We start from the raw sequence: 22,744 nt of genomic DNA on the forward strand, positions 1-22,744 counted from the left end.
ATGAAAGAATATTATATCAAATTTTATTTTATATTTAGCTTATTATTGAAGAAAAAGAACGCCACTAGGCGTTCTTTGAGTAAATTAGTGCAGTTTAGACCAAACTGATCTTTTCCAACCTATAGCAAAAATACTCAAGATAGCAAAGAATATCATAATATAAATTCCTGTTTGCTCTCTTTCTTCTTTTTTACTATCACCAACTTTTTCAAGATAATTAATAACTTGAGTTTGTGCTTTTTCATTTAAACCAACTCTTGGCATAGCAGTACCGTGAATTTTCTTTTGAGGTTCGTTAATGAAAATTTCAAGATAATGCGCGCCTTTAGAACGAATCATCATAGATAAATCCGGAGGCGTCATACCAAGATAATTTTTTAAATCACTCATATTTGAGCTTGAAACAAAGCCATCGTATTTTACATCATGACATCTTCCGCAAGCATTTTCAAACGTATGTTTATTTTTAGCAAAATCAAATTCTTTTGCAATTAAAGCTGTTTTTGCTTGCTCTGAAAGCTCTTGATTTTTAGCATATTTTTCTTCTAAATCAGCTTTTAATTTTGTGTCGAATTCTTTTTCATATTCACTAGCTGTATTTTTAAAGAATGCAATTAAGTCTGCTAAATCTTGACTATCTTGTGCTTCATCGCCACTTAAAGGATAAGCAGGCATTAAGAATGGATTTTCATCATTAAATTTATGTGAAATTTGCAAAGCTTTAACCGGATCAATGATAAGTGCGGTTAAAAATTTTTCATCATAAATAGCACCTGCATCACTTAAATCAGGAGGTGTTACACCTAAAGAAGAATCTGTGATAGTAGCAGGAATTCCAGCAGCTTTTACACCATGGCATGCAATACAATTTCCTTCAAAAAGCTCTTTTCCTTTTTGAGCATTGCCTTTAGTAAAATCGATTTTTGCGATTTTTTCCCATAATTGCTTAGTAGCTTCTTCTTGGCTTTTAGCAAGCTCTAATGCTTTTTGAGCATTAGCTATAGCTTTTTCACTTCCTGAAGCATTAGCATCCATTGCTGCTTTTTCTTTTAAAGCAACTTCACCTTTGGTAAATTCTGCATCAGCTTTTGCAAAGTCAAAATTAACCGGAGTTGAAGGAGGATTCATAACTGAATGCGCATAAGGCTCAACTCCCCAATAAACTAAACCTGTGAAAAAGACAACTACAAAAAATATTTTTAATTCTCTCATTATTAGCCCCTTTTTCTTTCCATGATAGTAATAATTGGTAAGACTACTAACAATAATAGTAAAAATACCATAGAAGCATAAAATCCTATCCAAGCATTAATTCCTGTTGGAGGAAGCTTTCCATAAACTGTTAGTACAATTAAATCTATCAATAATACCCAAAACCATACAAAAAACATTGGTCTTTCGTGTGCTGGTTTTACAACATCACTTCTATCAAGCCAAGGCAATAAGAAGAAAATAATTTGTGCTATACCAAATGCTGCAAGACCTATATCAAAAGCTTTAATGCTTCCAACATCAAAGAAAAATCCTCTTAAAACTTCATAACTCCATAAGAAATACCACTCAGGATAAATATGAGGAGGTGTTTTTAAAGAATTTGCTGGGTCAAAGTTGATCGGGTCCATTGCAAAATTAAATTTAAAACATACCAAATAAAAGAAGAAAATCATAAATAAAGCAATGTACATAAAATCTTTAGCTAAAAATCCTGGCCAAAAAGGAATAACTTTAGAACCTTTTGTATCGCCTGCTAAATATTTTTCAGCTTCTAAATCAAAATCAATTTCTTCTGAAATCTCATTATTTACATGAGGAATTCTTAAAGAATAAAAGTGGAATGCAATAATTGCTAAAATTACAATAGGCAACAAACACACATGTAACATAAAAAATCTAGTTAAAGTTGGATCTGAAACCGCAAAATCCCCTCTTATCCAAATAACTAATGCATCGCCTATAAAAGGAATCCCACCAAAAAGCTGAGTAATAACTTGAGCAGCCCAAAAACTCATTTGTCCCCAAGGTAACATATATCCACTAAACGCTTCTGCTGAAAATACAACAAATAAAAGCATACCGCTAATCCAAATCATCTCACGACCCTTTTTATAAGAGCCATAATAAATTCCTGTTAACATGTGAATATATATAATTAAAAACACAACTGAAGCAGCCACACCATGCATATGACGCCAAAGCCAACCATACTCCACTTCTTGCATGATAGTTTTATTTACGCTATCAAAAGCTAAAGCTACATCTGGCTTGTAATACATTACTAAAAATAAACCCGAAATAAATAAAATAGCAAAAAGAGTGGTTAAAATAACACCCATCGCCCATAAGAAGTTAATTTGTTTTGGTATCCAATATTGAGCCATTAAAACATTAAAAAGCTTATTTACAGCTAATCTTTGATCAAGCCAATCTACAATACCGTTTGCTTTTTTTATCTGTGCCATATTAAGCCTCCGCGATCATTTTTTTATATTCTGGACCTTCTTCGCCTAATACTAATTTTGTTCCATCAATTCTAAAAGGAGGAATATCCAAAGGTCTTGGAGGAGGACCAAATACATTTTTACCACTAGTGTCAAATTCACCACCATGGCAAGCACACTTAAATAATTTTTCGCTTGGAGCATAAGCTGGAATACAGCCTAAATGCGTACAAAGACCAATAACTACAGTATAAGCAACATCACCTACAACAACATCTCTATTGCTATCTTTTGCCATATCTGCATCTTTTTTTAAGATAAATATAGGCTTTTTACGCCATTCAATCGTTCTTAGTTCGCCTTCTTTCATACCGGAAAGATCTACAGTAGTAATACCTGCTGCTTTTACACTTGGGAGCGGATCCCATGTTTTTTTCATTGCAACTAATGAAAAAGCACCACCCACAGCAGCTACTGTTCCAAAGGCAAAGCCCATAAAGCTTCGTCTACTTTCAGATGTAGCCATTTTACTTCCTTTTTTTTGATTTGTATGTAAAACACAGCAGTTTATCTAAAAAATGATAAATTTTTTCTTTTGAAAAACATTTTATTTAAGTTTTACTTTTAAAATAAATACATATTAATTTTTATTCCTAAAATTGCAAAAAACAATACAAAAATACTAAATATAAAAGCATATAAAAAATAATCTTTTAGTTTGATTTTGATGTTATATTTTAACAATATTCCAAACCACAATAAAGTAGATAAAGATCCTATTGGCGTTAATTTGGAACCTATATTACAGCCTAAAATGTGAATATAAATTAATTCTTTATAGTAAAAAAAATTATTAAAATAATCATTTAAAACCAAATTTCCAATCATAATAGTTGGTAAGTTGTTAAAAATGGAGGAAAAAATAGCCGAAGTAAAACCTAAAACTAACAATCCTGCAAAATCATAATTACTCCAAAATTGTACCCACTGTAAAACAAACTCATTATCAATTTCTTTATAAACGCCATATACAACAACATATAATCCGAAACTAAAAATCAAAATTCCCCAAGGAGCTTTTTTTAAAATTTTAATATCAATATTTTTCTTATAATTTAATATCATAAGAATAAAAGCAGTAGATAAAGTAAAAACACCCATAGATATATTTACCTTATCTATAAATAAAAGTCCAATAGCAAATACAAATAAGTAAATTAAATTAAGAATAAATATATTTTTAGAACAAGGGTTATTCATGGTTAAAAAGTATACATTTTTAGGTAAAATTCTTTTAGCTAAAACATTACATATCCAAGCAAATATAATAAAAACTAAAATACTAGGTATTAACATATTTTTTAAAAAAATAAAAAAATTTATATGAAAATATTCTGCTGTAATAATATTAGTTAGATTAGAAACAATCAAAGTATTAGACAAAAAATCGCAACAAAAACCGATAAAAAGCAATAAGTATATGCATTTATACTTGTCATTTTTTTTATCAAATTTAAATTTAGATATAATAGCTACGACTATAGGAGTAACAACTAAAATAGCCCCATCATTACCTAAAAAACTTGTTACAATTGAAGTGAAAGTTAATAAATAAAAAAGAAGTTTTTTTAAACTTATATTGTTTCTTTTTGTTTTTGAAAATTGTAGAATTTTTATAGATACAAAATCAAAAAATCCATTTCTCTCAAGCACCAAAGAAATTAAAATCAATCCTATAAGAGTTAAAGAGCTATCCCAAATTATATTAAAAACAAAAATCATATCTTGCGTATTAACTTTATTCACTACAAGACAAATTACCGCACCCAAAATAGAATATACCCATATTGGCAAGGAAAAAGGACGCCAAAATAACAAAATCAGCGTCGATAAAAAGATCAAAAAAATCATTTTTTCATTTTGATATAAATATGCAAAATATCCAAAGCAGCAGGAGTAATACCACTAATTTGCGAAGCAGCAAAAATAGTTGGTGGATTAAATTTTTGCAGTTTTTCTACTACTTCATTACTCAATCCACTTACACTTTTAAAGTCAAAATTTTCAGGGATTTTCAAATCATTTAAATTTTTCATTTTTTCAATTTGTGCTTTTTGCATTGCAATATAATGATAATACTTCGCTTCATTTAAAATTTCATTCAAAGAATACTCATCCATATTTTTAAACATTTCATCTAAAGCTTTTAATTTTTCTATATTAAAACTAGCTCTTGCAACAATTTTTTGCAAACTCACTATTGAAGTGATTTTTTCCTCTTCAATACTTTGTAAAAATTCATTATTTTGATTACTTGGTGTCCATGTAGTTTGAAGTAAAAACTCAAGTCCTTTGCTAACATTTTGTTTTATATTATCAATATATGTATAATCTTCTTGGCTTAAAAGTTTAAAATTATATCCATATTCTCCAAGCCTTAAAATAGCATTTTCTTCTCTTAAAAGCAATCTATACTCAGCTCTTGAAGTAAACATTCTATAAGGCTCTTTAGTACCTTTCATCACCAAATCATCAATCAACACCCCTATATAAGCCTCATCACGCCTTAACACAAAAGGATCTTTTTCATCAATTGCTAAAACCGCATTCACCCCTGCCATAAAACCTTGCGCAGCGGCTTCCTCATAACCAGTAGTTCCATTAATTTGTCCAGCACAATATAAATTTTTAATCTTTTTGGTTTCTAAAGTATGTTTCAATTCAGTCGGATCAATATAATCATACTCTATAGCATAGCCAAAACGCGTGATTTTAGCATTTTCAAAACCTTTTATACTTCTTAACATTGCAATTTGTACTTCATAAGGAAGCGAAGTAGAAAAGCCATTGATATAATATTCGGTCGCATCTTTAGTTTGTGGCTCTATAAATAAATGATGACTTTCTTTATCGCCAAAACGATTAATCTTATCTTCTATAGAAGGACAATATCTTGGCCCTATACCTTCAATTTGCCCTGTAAAAAGCGGAGCACGGTAAAAATTGCTTTTTATAATCTCATGTGTTTTTAAATTTGTTCTTGCTATATAACATGGAAGTTGATTAGGCTTGAAATTTTTCGTTTTAAAACTAAAAGCTTTAGGGTTTTCATCTCCAGGTTGAATTTCTAAAACACTAAAATCAATACTTTTAGCATCCACTCTTGGACAAGTTCCTGTTTTTAATCTTCCTACTTTTAAACCACTTTGTTTTAAGTAATCTCCCAAATTTACAGATGCAAGCTCACCTACCCTACCTGCTTGAAGTTTGGTTTCACCTATATGGATAAGTCCGTTTAAAAAAGTTCCTGTTGTAAGTATGATTTTTTTGGCAAAATATGTATTTTCTAAATTAGTTTTAACGCCCTTAACTTCATCATTTTCTATAAGTAAAGACAAAGCTTGCTCTTGAGAAATTTCTAAATTTTCAAGTTTTAAAAGCTTATTTCTAGCACAAATTCTATAAGCATCCATGTCAATTTGCGCTCTACTTCCGCGTACTGCAACACCTTTGCTTTCATTTAAAATTCTAAATTGAATTCCAGCCTCATCGGTAATTTGCCCCATAAGTCCACCCATAGCATCAAGCTCTTTTACCAAATGTCCTTTTGCTAAACCACCTATGGCAGGATTGCAACTTGCAGCACCAATTTGCTCGATTAAAGTGGTTAAAAGTAAAGTTTTTTTGCCCATTCTAGCAGCAGCAGCACTAGCCTCAACTCCAGCATGCCCGCCACCAATTACGATTATATCATACATATTTTGACCTCATTTTTATAAAAAGGCAAAAATTATATAATATTTTTTAAAATAAAACACTAAAAATATTTTTTGAAATTTAAAAGTTTTAGATAAAATCTCATAAAAATTAAAGGTATTGAATGTTTAATGGATTAATCCGCGAATTAGCCTTTGTCAAATCATATCAAAACAACACTTTAAGATTAAAAGCAAACTACAAACCAAAACTAGGCGATAGCATAGCAGTTAATGGCGCATGTTTGAGTGTTACAAAACTTTTTGATGATGGTTTTAATCTTGAACTTTCTTATGAAACAAGAACTCACATAGCTATTGAAAATTTAAAAGATTATGTACATATTGAACCTGCACTAGCTTATGGCGATAGAATAGATGGGCATTTAATGCAAGGGCATATTGATGGTATAGGTGAAATTACTAATATTTCTAAAAAAGAAAATGGAGTTGATTTTTATATTAAATGTCCTGATGATATACAAATTTATATGGCAAATAAAGCAAGTGTAGCTATAGATGGGGTGAGTTTAACTATCAATGAAGTTTTAAAAGATGGCATTCGCTTAACTATCATTCCTATAACCTTTAATGAAACCTTGTTTAAGGATTATACCATAGGAAGACGCGTTAATATAGAAAGTGATCTTTTAGCAAGATACATACATAGACAATTAAATTATAAAAAAGAAATTTCATGGCAGCAAATAGACAAAATTACATCACTTTATTAGAAAATGATTTTGCAAAAGCTTTTGTAGCCTTTGATCGAGATTATAATATTTTTAGAGCAAAAATTTGCAATAATATTTTCCCTTGGGAAAATTCAATAAAAAAATGTGTATTCTTAAATCAAATTCATTCTAATATCATCACTCATTATAATAAAGATTTCCATTTCAATGCCGATGGGATAATGAGTAATGAAAAAAATATAGCTTTGTGCATTTTAAGTGCTGATTGCTTGCCTTTGCTTTTATATGATGATAAAAATAAAGCCGTAACAGCTTTACATTCAGGTAGAAAAGGATGTTTTGAAAATATCTTAAAAGAAGCTGTTTTGAAAATGCAAAAAAACTTTAACACTCAAACAAAAAATTTAAAACTCATCATTTCAGCAGGAATTTGTGCTAAAAATTATGAAATTAATGGCGAGGTTTTAAACTACAGCAAAGAAAAATTTGCACCTTTTTTACATGAAAATAAGCTTGATTTAAAAGCATTGGTTAAATTTCAGGCAAAAGAATTAGGTATTAATGATATTTTTAATATTGACATTTGCACTTTTGATGATGAGAGATTTTTTTCTTATAGAAAAGATCAAACTCCAAAACGCATTGCTAGTGTGATTTATTTAAAGGATTAAAATGTATGAAGTAAAAAATCTACTTGCTTTAAAAATTTTACAAAAGGCTAGAGAATTTGGAGATAATGACTTAAGCAACGAAGTTTTAATCACTCAAATGCTAAATCATACCCCACAAACTCTAAATCAAAACGATACTCAAAATTTAAATAAATTTATCACAACACTTATAAATGCCAAAGAAAAGGCTAAAATGAGCAATAAATAATTTTAATTTTTCCAAGTTAAAATAAATTTTGTTCCTTTATTTAATTCACTTTCTACTTTTATATTAATATTATGATCTTTGCAAATTTTATCAACCAAAGAAAGCCCTATACCAAAACCACCTTGATTTTCATTAAATCTTGAATAACGTTCAAAAATATTAGCCAAATTTTCCTTTGCTATGCCACAGCCACTATCTTCTATTATAAGCCTTTGCTCTAAAAGTATTATTTTAATATGGCCGCTTTTTACATTATATTTTATAGCATTATTAACAAGATTATCAAACATTTTAAAAAACTGTTCCTTGTTAGCATAAATTTTTCCATCATCTTTCAAGATAAGCTCTAGGTTAATATTTTTTTGCTCCAAAAATATCTTAAAATATTCCATTCTTTCTTTGATTAAATCTTTTAAAAATACCCAATCTTTTTTAGCCTTATAAGCTTGAGAAAAATTTAAAAAAGTTAAATCTGAATACAAGTGACTCAAAGTTAAAGCTGCTATTTTTACACGCTTTAAAGCCTTGATTTCTTCAAAATTATTTTTTCTTTCCAAACTTTCTACACTCATTAATATTGCACTAATTGGAGTATTAATCTCATGGGTGGTATCTTTTATAAAATTATTTAAAAACCTTATCCTCATTTCTAAAGGTTTGAGTGCAAAATTAAGTATTAAATACCCCGTTATACTTACAAAAATCAAAGAAAAAACCATAGCTAAAGCTACTTTGAATCTTATAAATCCAAGTTCCTTAGAAATATCATTACCTTGTATTAAAACCCTCAAACGATTAACATCACCTAAAACCTCTAAAGCATTTTGACCTTGAGTGTTTGCAAGCAATAAATTATTTAAATTCACATCAGCTATATAAATTAAAGTATTATTATTATAAATATTTGCATTATTAAGCTCAAAAAAAGTTGTTTGAGCAGGCAAGTCAAGATTAGAAAAATAAACTTTTGTTCTATCAAATATTGCAAATTTTATATTAGAAATTTGAGCAATTTGTCTAGCACCTTTTTCTATAGGTTCAAAACGTAATTTTTCCATTTGCAAAATTACAAAACGGTGCTCTTGTCTTAATTTTATACTATGCTCAGTTACTAACTCCTCTATTAACTTTGCATACCATATGCCAAAAAGCACTATGAGGACACTTCCTATGCTTACCAAGTATAAAGAAAGAATTTGCCATGCAACACGCTTGGCTTCATACATAACAATATCCTCTTCCCCTTTGATTAACAATACTATCTTTACCTAAAATTTTTCGTAAATTTTTCACATAAGCCCTTAGACTAAGTTCGCTTGGCTCTTGATCATACTCCCAAATTTCTTCAAAAATGCAAGCAGTATCTATAAATTTACCTTTATTTTTTAAAAGCAAAGCTAAAAGCTTTAATTCTTTTAAAGGCAAAGTCAAAGGCTTATCATCTTGATATAAAGTTTGCGAAACAAAAGCGAATTTAAAACCATTTCCCAAATCTTCATAGTCTTCATTTTTATGAGCAAAAGAACGCTTTAAAATAGCGTTAATTCTTATTTTTAGCTCCTGTAATTCAAAGGGCTTTTTAATATAATCATCGCAACCACTTTCAAAACCCTTTTGTAAATCCATAGTAGTATTTAGCGAAGTCATAAAAATAGCCGGTGTGTATTTACCGGCTTCTCTTAAATTTTTAAGCACACTAAAACCATCTCCTAAAGGAACTTTTACATCTAAAATCCATAAATCAAAATTTTTCTCATAAGCTTTATCTTGTGCATCTTGAGCATTATCCACCAAGGTAACTACAAAACCTTCTTCTTCTAAAAATTCACTAACAATTTCTCCTAAATTAATATCATCTTCTAATAAAAGAATTTGTGTAGCCATTTTTATAACCTTTATTATATTTTTTTAAAACATTATATTTTTTTTATGTAAATTGAGCGTGAATTTAGCGTATTTAAAGCCAAGTATTTATAAAATATTAACTGTTTTATAATTTACACTTAGGATTTATTATGTTACCTCAATGGGATCAAAAATATAGTATCAATAATACAAAAATTGATGCCCAGCACCAAAAACTCTTCGAACTTGCCGCTAGGGTTGAAGAAATTTCTGATAGACCAATCTACCAAGTAGAACTCAAAAAACTCATTGCTGAATTTTTTAATTATATTAAAATTCATTTCCAAGATGAAGAAAAATATATGGCGGAAATCAATTATCCTTATTTAAACCAACACAAGCTCATGCATAAACAAATCACTAGCTCAATGATCAAACTTATACAAAGTATAAAAAGTACGAACGACTTAAAAGAAAAACTATATATAGTAGTTAACTCATGGCTTATAGAGCATATCATCCAACATGATATGATGATAGAACACTGGAGACAAAGCACACAAGTAAAAAATTCATCAGAAAGTTTTGAAGAGGAAAAGCCGAAACCAAAAAAATTTTTATATCAATGTCAATGTGAAGGAAAAACCCATAAAGTTCCTTATGATATTCATCTAAAAATACAATATTCTAAAGTACAATTTAAATGTAAAGAGTGCTCTGCTAATTTAATTTTATGCAAAGAAAAAACAGAAATTTAATAAAAATTAACCATATTTTAAAATACTGTAAACTATAATTCTTGCAAAACTCTGTCAAATAAAAAGGGATTAGTATGTTACCAAAATGGTGCGACAAATATAGTATTCACAACAAAGAGATAGATAGACAACACCAAAAACTTTTTGAGCTTGCCGCTAATGTTGAGATGATATCAGATAAGCCTATCCATAAGGGTCAGATCAAATTTTTACTTGCAGATTTTTTTAACTATATGAAAGAGCATTTTGCCGAAGAAGAAAAATATATGGCAAAAATAGGCTATCCTGAACTTGCTAATCATCAAAAAATTCACAAAAGCATTATTCAATCTATGATTGATTTAATTCAAAATATCAAAAGCACTAATGATTTAAAAGAAAAACTTAATATCATCGCATCAAAATGGCTTTTAGAGCATATTTTAAGAGAAGATATGAAAATAGAAAAATGGCACCAAGCACAATTAAACAAAAAAGACAATGAAACAACTTCAGAAGATTTACAAGAATTTTATGAGTATGTTTGCTCATGTACTGATAAAATCCATAAGGTACCTTGCGAAATTCATCAAAAAATTCAAAAAACCAACACAAGTTATAAATGTAAAACTTGCCAAGAAGCAATAAGACTAAAATAAAGGCTATATGATGAATAAAAGATATACTTTAACCCTTTCAGAAGAACTTTATGAACGTTTAAGTCAAACTGCAAAGTTTTCTAAAAAGAAAAAAGCTGAAATTTTACGCAATGCTTTAGAAAACTATCTTGATGAAATGGAAGATTTTGCTCCAGCTATAGAAGCTTTAGAAAATCTAAAATATGGGGATAGTGAAAAATTAGATAGTATTATCAAAAAATTAAAATGTTAACTTCCTCAGTTTCCAAACATTAACTATCAAAGAGCATAATTACATTTGTAAAAGCAAACATTCATAGATAACTCCTTAGTTTTTAAAGATCTAGTTTTAAACTAGATCTTTAAAGATATATCTACTTTTAATACATAGTCTTTGAACATATTTATATTGTTTTTATTTACTTTAAGAATTCTTATATAAAACTATGCTATAATACAAGCCATAGTTTTAATTTTAATAAGGAGAATTCTCATGAAACTAGTTAAACTTAGTTTAGTAGCAGCTTTAGCTGCAGGTGCTTTTTCAGCAGCTAATGCTGTTTCACTTGAAGAAGCTATAAAAGATATTGAAGTATCAGGAATGATGAGATACAGATTTGAATCTGCTAGATTAGAACAAGGAAACACTGTTTCTAATGGCTACAACGGTGCTAAAGAAAACAGACATAGATTTAAATCGCAAATCAACTTTAAAGCAGCTTTAGATGATAACTTCAAAGCTTTCGTTCAATTCCAATATGACAATACAGGTGAGTTAGGTTTTAATAGCCCAACTGCTAAAGCTGAAACAAACACAGCTCAAGGTTTTGATGTTGAACAAGCATACTTAGAATATACTAATGAAGCTTATGCTACAAGCGTAATTTTCGGTAAAATGGAAGTTGGTTCAATTTGGACTGATGATGCTATCGGTACAGGAGCTAAAATCATCAATAACTCTATTGAAGGTTTAACTTTTGCTGGTTATTGGTTTGACAGCTTTAACGTTACAGATGATGGCGATTTCACTGGTTTAGGTATAGCTGATGCTTCTTTATATGGTGCTGCTGTATTAGGTGATTTTGATCCATTTGCTTTCCAACTATGGGCTGCTTATTCAAACAACTGGGCATTTTTATATGCTGTAGATGCTAGCTATAAATTTAGCTTCAATGATGTAGCTAACTTCAAAATCCAAGGTCAATACTTAGGAAATAGCTTAGATAGCGACAAAGAAAAATTAGGTCTTGATAATGGTAATTTCTATGCTGCTCAATTACAAGGCCAAATTTCAGCATTTGATTTCCAAGCAGGTATTGTTGGTTATGGTGAAAAAGATAAAGCTACTATAGTAACATTAGAAGATCTAGGTAAAATAATTAAAGCAGGTGAAAGAATTTATTATTCTCAAGGTAGTGATGTAAGAGGTGATACTGGTGAAAACTTCTTCTATTTTGCAGGCTTAGGTTACACTTTTGCTGAAACTGTAAGAGTAGGATTTGACTATGTAGGTGGTAAATCTGAACAAGTTGGTTATGATATAGATAAAAATGAATATATTGCAAGATTATCTTATAAATACAGCCCAAAACTTACATTTAGTGGCTTCTATTCTTACCTAACTGAAGATTTCAATCAGCAAGGTGTTGATGATAAAGATAATCAACACATCAGACTTGAAGCTCTATACAAATTCTAATTATAAAAGCTAAGCCAAAAGGCTTAGCTTACTATATCTAAAATTATCTCTTCTTTTAATCCTTGTATTTTAATTTCTTTTATTTTTAATTCATTAGGTAGATTTTCAAGCAAAGCTTCTTTGCTATGTATATTTTTACTTGCTAATATTCTTAGTATTTTACCCCTATAAGCTTTTGCAAAATGACTTAAAGTTTTGGAATTTTTTAAAAAAGTGAGAGTGGAGTGAAATTGTTTATTTTTTTTAGATATAATCGAGATTTATCTATATTAAAAAGGCATATTTATGTTACGCTTGTTTATTGTAAGTATTTTATTTATCAATTCACTATTAGCTTTTAATGTAAAATCTTTATTTACTTATACTTTTAATGATAATATTAGTTATGACTTAGAAAAAGCTAAAGAAATATATTTTAAAAACAAATGCAATACTTGCCATGGAGAAAATGGAGAAAAAAATTCTTATGGTAAAAGAGCTATTAAAGACTTAAGCCCAGAAGAAATCAAAGGCACTTTAAAAGACTATGCTAATGGATATTTCAAAAATCAATCAAGTGATAACATTCAAATGAGTTTGTATACTAAAAAACTAAGCGGGAGTGATATGGATCACATTATAGCTTACCTAAAGGGGCAAAATTTTTCTATAGAGCTTAATCAAAAAGACCTTTTAGAAGAAGAACCTGCACCAAAAACCAAGCATAATACATTTTTAAAATAACAAAAAAGGAGTTTTCATGAAAAAAAATCTACTGCTAGCTAGCTTACTTTGTGCTAGTTCAATTTATGCCGCAGAAGTAAAAATAGGCATTGTTTTACCACTCACTGGCACTTTAGCAGCCTATGGTAATGATGTATATGAGGGTATTAAACTAGCTAATACTTTAAATCCAAATTTAAAAAATGGAGATAGCGTTAAAATCATAGCTATTGATACAAAAGGCGATAAAATAGAAGCAGCAAATGCTGCTACTAGACTTATCTCTCAAGATAAAGTTTTAGGCCTTATAGGTGAAGCTGTTACACCCAATACTATGCAAGTTTTATCTATAGCCGAAGAAAGAAAAATTCCTGCTATAGCTCCGGTTGCTTCAGGTGATAAACTTTTAGACAAAAAAAGCTACGCTAGTAGAGTTTGTTTTATGGATAGTTTTCAAGGAGATAAATTTGCTAATTATGCTTATAAAGATTTAAATCTAAAAAGCGTGGTTGTGATAGTTGATCAAAGCAATGTATATTCATTAGGTTTAGCAAAAGCTTTTGAAAAAGAATTTAAACAAAATGGTGGAAAAGTACTTAAAAAGCTAACCATTTCTTCAGGCGATAAGGACTTTAAAGCTATTGTTTCTCAACTTAAAAGTATCAACCCTGATTTTGTTTATATGCCAATTTACCACCCAGAAGCTGCTTTAATAGCAAGACAAGCAAAAGCAGTTGGCTTTAATAAGCTTTTAAGTGCAGGTGATGGGGTAAATAATAAAACATTTATTGAACTTGGCGGTGATGCTGTAAATGGAGTAATCTTTACCGATAGTTTTGATTACAACAACCCACCAACAACTCTTTCTAAAAAATTTATTGAAGCTTATGAAAAAAATCACGGCACTAAAGAACTTCCAGCATTTTCTGCTATGGGAGCTGATGCTTATTATGTAATGTTAAATGCAATGAATGAATGCGCTAGCAATCTTAACACTCAATGTATTAATGAAAAAATTCATTCAACTAATAATTTTGAAGGTGTAGGTGGGGTCATAAGTATAGACTCTAGTGGCAATGCAAGTCGTTCTGTAGTTATAAAAGAAATACAAGAACAAAAACAAGTTTATAAAACTATTATCAATCCTTGAAAGGTTAAACTATGAAAAAAATTAGTATAGTTATATTATCTATCATAGCTAGCAATATTATACAAGCAAAAGAAATTAATATTGGCGTAGTTTTACCTCTAACAGGCTCTACTGCAGCTTATGGGCAAAGTGCCTTGGATGGTATAAAAATAGCAAATTCTATGAAAAACATTTTAAACAATGGAGATAAAGTAAATTTAGTTGTAGTAGATACAAAAGGAGATAAAATAGAAAGTGCAAATGCTAGCACAAGATTGGTTTCACAAAATAAAGCCTATGCGCTAATTGGAGAAATGTTAACAGCTAACACCTTACAAGTGATAAGAATTGGTGAAGAAAAAAAGATCCCAGTGGTTGCTCCTGCAGCTACTGCAGATAAAATTTTAAATAAAAAATTATACGCTAGTAGAGTTTGTTTTATGGATAGCTTTCAAGGTTCATCTTTGGCTACTTATGTAAAAAATAAACTAAATTACACCAAAGCTGTAATTGTTAGTGATCAAAGTGCGGATTATTCTTTAGGTTTAACTAGAGCCTTTGAAAAAGAATTTAACAAACAAGGTGGAAAAATTTTAGATAAATTTAGAATTACAGCAGGCGATAAAGACTTCAAAGCTATTCTTTCGCAAATTAAAAATTTAAAACCTGATTTTATCTACATTCCAGTGTATTACACAGAAGCTTCTTTATTTGCACGCCAAGCAAAATCAATGGGTATAAATATCCCTATGGGTTCAGCAGATGGAGTGGCTGATGAAACTTTTATTAATCTAGCTCAAGATGCAGCAGAAGGATATTTATTTACCGATAGCTTTGATTATAATAACCCACCAACGCAACTTTCTAAAGACTTTATATTAGCTTATGAAAAAGAAAAACAAAGCAAAGAAGTTCCAAATTTCACGGCTATGGGTGCAGATGCATATTTTGTGATTTTTGAAGCTATGCAAAAATGTATTAATGATTTTAACAGCGAATGTATCAATAACAATATTCACACTACTTCAAAATTTGAAGGTGTTAGCGGAGTAATTAGCATTGACAAAACAGGCAATGCTACACGTTCAATTGTTATAAAATCAATAGAAAATCAAAAACAAGTCTATAAAGATACGATTATTCCGTAAATAAAATTTTAAGAGGTTCGATGGATAGTTCTTTAATTTTACAGCAGATTATAAATGGTTTTAGCTTAGGTAGTATGTATGCACTTATCGCCATAGGTTATACAATGGTTTACGGTGTTTTAAGATTGATCAATTTTGCACATGGTGACATTATGATGGTAGGTGCATATTCAGCTTTATTTTGTGTTACAAGTATGAATGTGCCTTTTTTGGGCGCTCTTTCTTTAGCTATGTTGTTTGCAGCAGCTTTAGGTATAGCTATTGATAGGGTAGCTTATAAACCTTTAAGAAAAGCGCCTAGAATTTCTTTACTTATCACAGCTATAGGTATAAGCTTTTTAATACAAAATGTATTTAATGTCTTATTTGGTTCAACACCAAAATATTTTCCTGTGCCAAGTTATCTTGAAACAGTGATTAATTTCAATAATATTAATATTAGTGTTAATAGTATTTTAGTACCTATTTTGACATTTTTTATACTATTAGTGGTTTTACTCATACTTTATAAAAGCAAATATGGCATTGCTATTAGAGCTTTAGCTTTTGATATACATACTGTAAATTTAATGGGAATTGATGCAAATCGTATTATAGCTATTGTATTTGCACTAGGTTCAGCTCTAGCTGCTATTGGTGGTATTTTTTGGGCTGTTAGTTATCCTTCTGTTGAACCTAGCATGGGAACCCTTATAGGACTTAAAGCCTTTGGTGCTGCTGTTTTAGGTGGTATTGGTTCGGTTGCTGGAGCAGTTTTAGGCGGCTTGATTATAGGATTTACAGAAGTTGTTGTAGTTGCTATTTTCCCTGATCTTTCTGGTTTTAAAGATGCTTTTGCATTTATCTTTTTAGTGTTGATTTTACTTTTTAAGCCAACTGGAATTTTGGGTATTAATTTTGAAAAAAGTAGGTTTTAAGATGGTTGCAAGAAAAATTACACATTTAAGTTTTTTTATTATAGCACTTGCTTTTCTTTTTATATCTCCTTATTTTTTCAATGATTATAAAATAGGAATTTTAAGCAATATTGCTATTTTTGTAATCTTAGCAGTAAGTTATAATCTTATCAATGGAGTTACAGGACAATTTTCACTAGAACCAAATGGTTTTGTGGCTATAGGAGCCTATGTTGCAGCTTTAGTTTTACTCACAAGCGAAAGTAAAATCGATCAGTTTTCTTTAGAAGATCCAAATGGCTTTATTTTGATGATTCATTCGCCAAGTTTTATTGTGGCTTTACTCGCTGCTGGACTTTGTGCTATGCTTTTGTCTTTAGTTTTAGCTTTTGCAGTATTTAGAGTTAGAGGGGATTATTTAGCTATTGTAACATTAGGTTTTGGGATTATTATTAAACTAATGGCAATTAACTTTGCTTCTATTACAAATGGCTCTTTAGGTTTAAATGATATTCCTAAGCATACTACCTTATACTGGAGTGGCGGGATTGCTATTTTTTCTGTTATTATCATATTAAATATTGTTAGTTCAAAATTTGGTAGAGCTATGAAAGCTGTAAGAGATGATGAGGATGCGGCATTAGCAATGGGTATAAATACCTTTAATATTAAAACCTTAGCTTTTAGCACTTCAGCGTTTTTGGAAGGTGTTGGCGGTGGCTTATTAGCCTGTGCACTAGCCTCAGTTTCACCTGAGCAATTTGACTTTTTATTTACTTTCCAGCTTTTAATTATCATTGTTTTGGGTGGTTTAGGTTCAACTACCGGTGCTATCATCGGGGCTATTTTAGTAATAGGTGGAAGTGAGTATTTAAGATTTTTAGATGAGAGTATGAATATTTTTGGCTATGAAACTCCTGCTATGCCTGGTCTTAGAATGGTTGTATTTTCTGTTATATTGATTTTAGTAATGCTTTTTGCAAGAAGAGGGATAATGGGTGATAAAGAATTAACGGATATTTTATTTAAGTTTTCTAGAAGGAAGAAAAAATGATTTTAGAGCTTAAAGAAATTCATAAAAATTTTGGTGGAGTTAATGCTATAACAAATACTTCTTTTACTATTAAAGAAAGTGAAATTTTTGGACTTATAGGCCCAAACGGTGCAGGTAAAACCACTCTATTTAATATTATCACAGGAAATTATAAGCCAAGTAGTGGGGAAGTCTTTTTTCTGGGAAACAAAATTGATCATTTAAAACCACATAAGATAGTTCATCTAGGTATCGCAAGAACTTTCCAAAATATCAGACTTTTTTCTAGCATGAGCGTTTTAGAAAATGTATTGATTGGCTTTGATAAGAGTATTAAATATAATATTTTTGAAGCCTTTTTGCATTTGGGAAGATTTTCTAAAGCAGAAAAAAATGTAAAAAAAGCAGCTTATGAAATTTTAGAACAGCTCAATATCGCTCATTTGGCCGATGAAAAAGCTACTAGTTTAAGTTATGGTCAGCAAAGAAAAGTTGAAATAGCAAGGGCTTTGGCAACAAATCCTAAGCTTTTATTGCTAGATGAGCCAGCAGCAGGTATGAATTCTACAGAAAGTGATGATTTAGCTGAGTTGATTTTTAACATAAGAGATAATAAAAAAATTAGTATTTTACTTATCGAGCATGATATGAAATTTGTTAATAAACTTTGCGATAGAGTTATGGTACTTGATTATGGTAGAACCATTTTTGAGGGAAAACCAAACGATGCAGTACAAAACCCTGAAGTAATTAGCGCATATTTGGGAGATTTTAATGCTAGTAGTTAAAGATTTACATGTTTATTATGGTTTAATAGAAGCTGTTAAAGGTATTGATTTTACTATAAAAACAGGAAGTATAGTTAGTTTAATAGGCTCAAATGGCGCAGGTAAGACTTCGACGCTTAATGCAATGCTAAATTGCGTAAAAAAAACCGGCGATGTAACCTTTTTAGGTTATGATACTCAAAGGCACTTGCCGCATACTCTAGTTCAAAAAGGTATTGCTTTGGTACCTGAAGGAAGAAGAGTTTTTATAAATCTCACCATAGAAGAAAATTTAAAAATCGGTGCTTTTAATAATGCAGAAAACTATGAGCATTTAAAAAATCAAATGTATAAACTTTTCCCAAGATTAAAAGATAAAAAAAATGCGTTAGCAGGAACTCTAAGTGGTGGAGAAGCTCAAATGCTAGCTATCTCAAGAGCACTTATGAGTGAGCCAAAACTTTTAATGCTTGATGAGCCTTCGTTAGGTCTTGCTCCAAAAATAGTCGGAGAAGTTTTTGATATTATAGTTAAATTAAAAGAAGAAGGAATTACTATTTTATTAGTGGAACAAAATGCATTTTCAGCTTTAAAAATTAGCGACTATGCATATGTTTTAGAAAATGGCAAAATCGCTATGCACTCGCCTGCAAAAGATCTTATTGGCAACGATGAGATTAGAAAAAAATATCTTGGAGCTTAAATCATGAAGAAACAACTTTTAGTTTTTGGTGATATAAAAATTTCTATTTTTTTATTTTTAATTTTTGCCCTATTTTGCGCTCTAGCTACTTTTATAGAAAGCGCTTATAATACTTCGACCGCTTGGGCAATGATTTATGGTACTTCCTGGTTTGGTTTTATACAACTCATACTAGGAATCAATCTTTTAGTGGCTCTTTTTAAATATAAAATGTTTAATAAGAAAAAAATACCACTTTTAATCTTTCATATCTCGTTTTTATTTATTCTACTAGGTTCAGCTATGACTAGATATATGGGATTTGAAGGAAATTTACATATTAGAGAAAATGAAAAAAACAACATTATTGAAACTTCAAAAAGCTATATTTACATAGCAACTTTAAAAGATGATAAAGTGTATAGTGCTTCAAAATCTGAGTATATAGCAACTCTACCTTTTGTCAATGATTTTTCATTTGACTTAATCTTACCCGATGAAAAAGCTCAAGTTACATATGACAATTTAATCTTAGATGCTAAAGAAATTTATATTGATGACAATAGCTCTGATCCTCTTTTGTCTTTAATGCTTTCACAAAATAACGAATCGAAAGAATTACTTTTTCAAGCAGGAGATATAGAAAATATTAATGGTGTTAATATAGCATTTTTAAATGACTCTGTTCCAAGTCCTTATATAAAAATCGATAAAGACCTAAAACTTAGTGCTGATTTTGATTTAAAATACATGTCAATGAGCGATGGAAAAGAAAATACTTTAAAAGCAAATCAAAAAGCTCAAGCCAAAGATTTAAGATTATACTCTTTTAATGATATTAACCTAGTAGTTAAATTTGCCTCATTGCATGGCAAAAAAACCTTAGAAGGTATCAACCAAGCTCAAGATGAAAGCTTTTTTACTTGGTTTGCTAATAGCTGGATAGAACTAGGACGCAATGCTTTGATTTCTTTATTTGGAGATGCAAAATACTGGAATAATTCCCTATTAAATAGTTTTAAAGATTTTGCACAAAGCACTAAATATATGCCAACTCAACTCTCAGAAAATGCTATCAATGCCTTAAAATTAAAACTAAGCTACAAAGGAGAATCCAAAGAAGTTTTCCTAGTAGAATACAACTCACCTATTCGTATTGATGTAGCAGGCCAACCTTTCTTTTTAAGATGGGGTCCTAAAGGAATAGAAATGCCATTTGAAATGTACTTAAAAGACTTTGAATTAGAACGTTATCCTGGCTCAATGTCACCTATGTCTTACGCAAGTTATGTGGAAATTGACAATGCCGATAAGAAGCTAGAATATAAAATTTTCATGAATAATGTTTTAGATTATCAAGGCTATAGATTTTACCAAAGTTCATACGATCAAGATGAACTTGGTACCATACTTTCAGTTAATAAGGATCCAGGTAAAATTCCTACATATATAGGATATTTTTTACTCACACTAGGAATGTTTTTAAATATTTTAAATCCTTATTCAAGATTTAGAACTTTAGCTAAATTAATCAATCAAGACACCCTAAAAAAATCAAGTGCTATTTTAGTATTTATACTAGTATTTTCTATAACTCAAAATAGTTATGCAAATGAACCTATCAAAGTAGATGAGACACATGCTAAAGAACTAGCTTCATTAGTAGTACAAAAACCCGATGGAAGGATGGTTCCTTTTAATACTTTAGCCATGGAAGTTTTAGAAAAAATATATAAAAAGACAACATTCCAAAATCAAAGCGCAGAAGCAACAATCATATCAATGATTTTTGATGGGAGTGCATGGTATGATAAAGACATCATTTTCATGCCAAGCAGTCGCTTGGTTAATGAAGAAATTTCTAAAATTTTAGAAATTGAACCTAAAGCTTATGCTAGCTTTAAAGATTTTTTTACTACAGATTCATATAAACTACAAAAATATGTAGAAAATGCTAATAGAAAAAATCCAAATCGAAGAAGTGTTTTTGATAAAGAGATCATCAAGCTTGATGAAAGAGTTAATATTGTAAATTTAATCTTCTCAGGTGATATTTTTAGATTTATCCCTTTACAAAATAGCACCAACAATCAATGGGTAGCACCACGCGAAGCCTATATAGGCTTAAAAGGTGCAGAAGGTGCAGAAGTTAAAAGTATTTTAGAAAATTATTTTAATGCGGTTAGTAATTCTATTGCACATGATAATTGGGATGAAGCAACTAAAAATTTAAATATCATCAAGAGCTATCAAGATAAATATGGCCATGAAGTTATGCCAAGTGCTAAAAAAATTAGCACAGAAATATTTTTCAATAAAAGTCAAATTTTTGTAAATCTTGCTCCGCTTTATTTATGTGCTGGATTTTTGCTTTTAATTATAGTTTTTGTCAAAATGCTACTGCCAAAAATCCGCATTGATTTTATTTTTAAATGTGTTTATGTATTTAACATTGTGGCATTTTTCACCCATACTTTAGGTTTGGCTCTGCGTTGGTATATAGCAGGTCGTGCACCATGGAGTAATGCTTATGAGAGTATGGTTTATATAGCTTGGGCTTTATCATTATCTGGAATTTTCTTTTCAAGAAAAAGCCCTATTGCACTTTCTTTAACTTCTATTTTAGCGGGTGTCACTTTAGGCGTAGCTCATCTTAGTCAAATGGATCCACAAATTACCAACTTAGTTCCTGTGTTGCAATCATATTGGCTCACTATACATGTTTCAGTTATTACTGCTAGCTATGGATTCTTAGGATTATGCGCATTATTGGGTATATTTGTACTTGTTTTACTATGTATGCTAAAAATTAATAGCAAACATAATGAAAATATTTTAAGAAATATTACAGAGGCTACAAGAATTAATGAAATGGCTATGATTTTAGGACTTTGCTTGCTTACAGTTGGAAATTTCTTAGGTGCTATATGGGCAAATGAAAGCTGGGGAAGATATTGGAGTTGGGACTCTAAAGAAACTTGGGCTTTAATTAGTATTTTAGTTTATGCAGCTATTTTACACATTAGATTGGTGTCAAAATGGGCAAATCAATATATTTTTGCAGTGTGTTCTATGTTCGCATATTGGGTGATTATTATGACTTATTTTGGAGTAAATTACTTTTTAACTGGTATGCACTCTTATGCAGCAGGAGATTCTGTAAAAATTCCTGATTATGTGTATTGGGGATTTTTATTTATGGTTGCATTAAGTTTAACAAGTTATTTTAAAAGATCTTACGCAAGAAAGCTATAGGAAAGTATTTTAATGAACAATTCTCTTTTTATATTTTTAATAATAGCTTTAGTTGTTGTTATTATACTTGGCATTCTTTTAGTGTTATTTTTTACTCACAAAGACAAGCAACCAAATAAAACTAGCACAATTAAAGCTACGCAAATAAGCAATATAGAAGATTTTATATCTAAAGCTAATGGGGCAAAAAATTCTCAAGAAATTCAAGCTTTAATTTTACAATTTCTAAACTCACAAAAATTTGGCTCAAACCCAAAAGACAGCGCAACCAAAAGAAAACTTGATTTTATTAGTGCTATTTCAGCTAACGCTAACGCCACTCCGAAAAACATCTCATTTTTAAACAATGAATTAAAAAAGCGTTATAAGGCTTTAAAAAAAGAAATAGATGCTTATGAGCAAATAGGTCTAGCAAAAAGAAAAATGAGACAATCTTAAGGGTTTTT

The 22,744-nt window shown here is 29.9% G+C and carries 23 protein-coding genes; 16 read left to right on the forward strand and 7 right to left on the reverse strand.

Going from position 1 to position 22,744, the window contains the following annotated elements; translation table 11 throughout:
- Positions 1-84 precede the first annotated feature (84 nt).
- The 5 genes from EL235_RS05445 to mnmG form a co-directional block, all read right to left on the reverse strand.
- Positions 85-1,212, reverse strand: coding sequence for a ubiquinol cytochrome c oxidoreductase, cytochrome c subunit (locus EL235_RS05445; RefSeq protein WP_039626642.1), 1,128 nt, complete (start codon positions 1,210-1,212; stop codon positions 85-87).
- Positions 1,213-1,214: 2 nt separating this feature from the next.
- Positions 1,215-2,459: a ubiquinol cytochrome c oxidoreductase, cytochrome b subunit gene (locus EL235_RS05450; RefSeq protein ID WP_039618771.1), complete on the reverse strand. Its 1,245-nt coding sequence runs from the start codon at positions 2,457-2,459 to the stop codon at positions 1,215-1,217.
- A gap of 1 nt (position 2,460) precedes the next feature.
- On the reverse strand, positions 2,461-2,964 hold the full coding sequence (locus EL235_RS05455; RefSeq protein ID WP_039618773.1) for a ubiquinol cytochrome c oxidoreductase, 2Fe-2S subunit: 504 nt from the start codon (positions 2,962-2,964) through the stop codon (positions 2,461-2,463).
- Positions 2,965-3,062: 98 nt separating this feature from the next.
- A complete protein-coding gene (locus EL235_RS05460) occupies positions 3,063-4,349 on the reverse strand; it encodes an ArsB/NhaD family transporter (RefSeq protein WP_126340969.1) in 1,287 nt (428 codons plus the stop codon).
- Complete coding sequence (gene mnmG / locus EL235_RS05465) at positions 4,346-6,196, reverse strand: tRNA uridine-5-carboxymethylaminomethyl(34) synthesis enzyme MnmG (protein WP_126340970.1); 1,851 nt, start codon at positions 6,194-6,196, stop codon at positions 4,346-4,348. The genes EL235_RS05460 and mnmG overlap by 4 nt, the downstream gene beginning before the upstream one ends.
- 122 nt (positions 6,197-6,318) lie before the next feature.
- Between mnmG and ribE the strand changes: the two genes are divergently transcribed.
- From ribE to EL235_RS05480, 3 genes are read left to right on the forward strand one after another with little or no spacing between them, the layout of a single operon-like run.
- A complete protein-coding gene (gene ribE, locus EL235_RS05470; protein ID WP_114640486.1) occupies positions 6,319-6,927 on the forward strand; it encodes a riboflavin synthase in 609 nt (202 codons plus the stop codon).
- A complete protein-coding gene (gene pgeF / locus EL235_RS05475; protein ID WP_126340971.1) occupies positions 6,891-7,559 on the forward strand; it encodes a peptidoglycan editing factor PgeF in 669 nt (222 codons plus the stop codon). The genes ribE and pgeF overlap by 37 nt, the downstream gene beginning before the upstream one ends.
- 1 nt (position 7,560) lies before the next feature.
- Positions 7,561-7,767 carry a hypothetical protein gene (locus tag EL235_RS05480; RefSeq protein WP_126340972.1) on the forward strand — a complete coding sequence of 69 codons (207 nt, stop codon included), beginning with the start codon at positions 7,561-7,563 and terminating at the stop codon, positions 7,765-7,767.
- Between the two features lie 2 nt (positions 7,768-7,769).
- Here EL235_RS05480 and EL235_RS05485 read toward each other — a convergent pair whose 3' ends face one another.
- Both EL235_RS05485 and dccR read right to left on the reverse strand, forming a co-directional pair.
- The gene (locus EL235_RS05485; protein ID WP_164717497.1) at positions 7,770-9,023 is read right to left on the reverse strand and encodes a sensor histidine kinase; all 1,254 of its coding nucleotides are present in this window, start codon (positions 9,021-9,023) and stop codon (positions 7,770-7,772) included.
- The gene (gene dccR / locus EL235_RS05490; protein ID WP_039626655.1) at positions 8,986-9,651 is read right to left on the reverse strand and encodes a two-component system response regulator DccR; all 666 of its coding nucleotides are present in this window, start codon (positions 9,649-9,651) and stop codon (positions 8,986-8,988) included. Before dccR ends, EL235_RS05485 begins: the two co-directional genes overlap by 38 nt.
- A 131-nt stretch (positions 9,652-9,782) precedes the next feature.
- Here dccR and EL235_RS05495 point away from each other — a divergent pair, with 131 nt between their 5' ends.
- The 13 genes from EL235_RS05495 (at position 9,783) to EL235_RS05560 (ending at position 22,736) form a co-directional block, all read left to right on the forward strand.
- The gene (locus EL235_RS05495) at positions 9,783-10,370 is read left to right on the forward strand and encodes a bacteriohemerythrin (RefSeq protein WP_039626657.1); all 588 of its coding nucleotides are present in this window, start codon (positions 9,783-9,785) and stop codon (positions 10,368-10,370) included.
- 74 nt (positions 10,371-10,444) lie between these two features.
- Entirely contained in the window at positions 10,445-11,008 is a 564-nt protein-coding gene (locus EL235_RS05500; protein WP_039626659.1) for a bacteriohemerythrin, read from the forward strand.
- 10 nt (positions 11,009-11,018) lie between these two features.
- Positions 11,019-11,240 (forward strand): YlcI/YnfO family protein, encoded by a 222-nt coding sequence (locus EL235_RS05505; protein ID WP_126340974.1) that lies wholly within the window; start codon positions 11,019-11,021, stop codon positions 11,238-11,240.
- A gap of 240 nt (positions 11,241-11,480) precedes the next feature.
- On the forward strand, positions 11,481-12,686 hold the full coding sequence (locus EL235_RS05510) for a major outer membrane protein (protein WP_126340975.1): 1,206 nt from the start codon (positions 11,481-11,483) through the stop codon (positions 12,684-12,686).
- 285 nt (positions 12,687-12,971) lie between these two features.
- Positions 12,972-13,409 carry a c-type cytochrome gene (locus EL235_RS05520; protein WP_126340976.1) on the forward strand — a complete coding sequence of 146 codons (438 nt, stop codon included), beginning with the start codon at positions 12,972-12,974 and terminating at the stop codon, positions 13,407-13,409.
- A gap of 16 nt (positions 13,410-13,425) precedes the next feature.
- Positions 13,426-14,538: an ABC transporter substrate-binding protein gene (locus EL235_RS05525; RefSeq protein ID WP_126340977.1), complete on the forward strand. Its 1,113-nt coding sequence runs from the start codon at positions 13,426-13,428 to the stop codon at positions 14,536-14,538.
- Between the two features lie 11 nt (positions 14,539-14,549).
- Entirely contained in the window at positions 14,550-15,665 is a 1,116-nt protein-coding gene (locus EL235_RS05530) for an ABC transporter substrate-binding protein (protein ID WP_114640490.1), read from the forward strand.
- 20 nt (positions 15,666-15,685) lie between these two features.
- A complete protein-coding gene (locus tag EL235_RS05535) occupies positions 15,686-16,582 on the forward strand; it encodes a branched-chain amino acid ABC transporter permease (protein WP_039626670.1) in 897 nt (298 codons plus the stop codon).
- Position 16,583: 1 nt separating this feature from the next.
- Entirely contained in the window at positions 16,584-17,615 is a 1,032-nt protein-coding gene (locus tag EL235_RS05540; RefSeq protein ID WP_039626671.1) for a branched-chain amino acid ABC transporter permease, read from the forward strand.
- Positions 17,612-18,382, forward strand: coding sequence for an ABC transporter ATP-binding protein (locus EL235_RS05545; RefSeq protein WP_126340978.1), 771 nt, complete (start codon positions 17,612-17,614; stop codon positions 18,380-18,382). Before EL235_RS05540 ends, EL235_RS05545 begins: the two co-directional genes overlap by 4 nt.
- Entirely contained in the window at positions 18,369-19,064 is a 696-nt protein-coding gene (locus tag EL235_RS05550) for a high-affinity branched-chain amino acid transporter, ATP-binding protein (protein WP_039626675.1), read from the forward strand. The genes EL235_RS05545 and EL235_RS05550 overlap by 14 nt, the downstream gene beginning before the upstream one ends.
- A 3-nt stretch (positions 19,065-19,067) precedes the next feature.
- A complete protein-coding gene (gene ccsB, locus EL235_RS05555) occupies positions 19,068-22,298 on the forward strand; it encodes a c-type cytochrome biogenesis protein CcsB (protein ID WP_126340979.1) in 3,231 nt (1,076 codons plus the stop codon).
- A 12-nt stretch (positions 22,299-22,310) separates the two neighbouring features.
- Positions 22,311-22,736: a Z-ring associated ZapG family protein gene (locus EL235_RS05560; RefSeq protein WP_052243301.1), complete on the forward strand. Its 426-nt coding sequence runs from the start codon at positions 22,311-22,313 to the stop codon at positions 22,734-22,736.
- The last annotated feature ends 8 nt before the right edge of the window (positions 22,737-22,744 follow it).

Origin of the sequence: Campylobacter lari, assembly GCF_900638335.1 — a bacterium.
Taxonomy (GTDB): domain Bacteria; phylum Campylobacterota; class Campylobacteria; order Campylobacterales; family Campylobacteraceae; genus Campylobacter_D; species Campylobacter_D lari_E.

Bases quoted from the DNA above. Each gene is read 5' to 3' on its own strand.
- EL235_RS05445 (WP_039626642.1), bottom strand. From the start codon at position 1,212: ATGAGAGAATTAAAAATATTTTTTGTAGTTGTCTTTTTCACAGGTTTA.
- EL235_RS05450 (WP_039618771.1), bottom strand. From the start codon at position 2,459: ATGGCACAGATAAAAAAAGCAAACGGTATTGTAGATTGGCTTGATCAA.
- EL235_RS05455 (WP_039618773.1), bottom strand. From the start codon at position 2,964: ATGGCTACATCTGAAAGTAGACGAAGCTTTATGGGCTTTGCCTTTGGA.
- EL235_RS05460 (WP_126340969.1), bottom strand. From the start codon at position 4,349: ATGATTTTTTTGATCTTTTTATCGACGCTGATTTTGTTATTTTGGCGT.
- mnmG (WP_126340970.1), bottom strand. From the start codon at position 6,196: ATGTATGATATAATCGTAATTGGTGGCGGGCATGCTGGAGTTGAGGCT.
- ribE (WP_114640486.1), top strand. From the start codon at position 6,319: ATGTTTAATGGATTAATCCGCGAATTAGCCTTTGTCAAATCATATCAA.
- pgeF (WP_126340971.1), top strand. From the start codon at position 6,891: ATGGCAGCAAATAGACAAAATTACATCACTTTATTAGAAAATGATTTT.
- EL235_RS05480 (WP_126340972.1), top strand. From the start codon at position 7,561: ATGTATGAAGTAAAAAATCTACTTGCTTTAAAAATTTTACAAAAGGCT.
- dccR (WP_039626655.1), bottom strand. From the start codon at position 9,651: ATGGCTACACAAATTCTTTTATTAGAAGATGATATTAATTTAGGAGAA.
- EL235_RS05495 (WP_039626657.1), top strand. From the start codon at position 9,783: ATGTTACCTCAATGGGATCAAAAATATAGTATCAATAATACAAAAATT.
- EL235_RS05500 (WP_039626659.1), top strand. From the start codon at position 10,445: ATGTTACCAAAATGGTGCGACAAATATAGTATTCACAACAAAGAGATA.
- EL235_RS05505 (WP_126340974.1), top strand. From the start codon at position 11,019: ATGAATAAAAGATATACTTTAACCCTTTCAGAAGAACTTTATGAACGT.
- EL235_RS05510 (WP_126340975.1), top strand. From the start codon at position 11,481: ATGAAACTAGTTAAACTTAGTTTAGTAGCAGCTTTAGCTGCAGGTGCT.
- EL235_RS05520 (WP_126340976.1), top strand. From the start codon at position 12,972: ATGTTACGCTTGTTTATTGTAAGTATTTTATTTATCAATTCACTATTA.
- EL235_RS05525 (WP_126340977.1), top strand. From the start codon at position 13,426: ATGAAAAAAAATCTACTGCTAGCTAGCTTACTTTGTGCTAGTTCAATT.
- EL235_RS05530 (WP_114640490.1), top strand. From the start codon at position 14,550: ATGAAAAAAATTAGTATAGTTATATTATCTATCATAGCTAGCAATATT.
- EL235_RS05535 (WP_039626670.1), top strand. From the start codon at position 15,686: ATGGATAGTTCTTTAATTTTACAGCAGATTATAAATGGTTTTAGCTTA.
- EL235_RS05540 (WP_039626671.1), top strand. From the start codon at position 16,584: ATGGTTGCAAGAAAAATTACACATTTAAGTTTTTTTATTATAGCACTT.
- EL235_RS05545 (WP_126340978.1), top strand. From the start codon at position 17,612: ATGATTTTAGAGCTTAAAGAAATTCATAAAAATTTTGGTGGAGTTAAT.
- EL235_RS05550 (WP_039626675.1), top strand. From the start codon at position 18,369: ATGCTAGTAGTTAAAGATTTACATGTTTATTATGGTTTAATAGAAGCT.
- ccsB (WP_126340979.1), top strand. From the start codon at position 19,068: ATGAAGAAACAACTTTTAGTTTTTGGTGATATAAAAATTTCTATTTTT.
- EL235_RS05560 (WP_052243301.1), top strand. From the start codon at position 22,311: ATGAACAATTCTCTTTTTATATTTTTAATAATAGCTTTAGTTGTTGTT.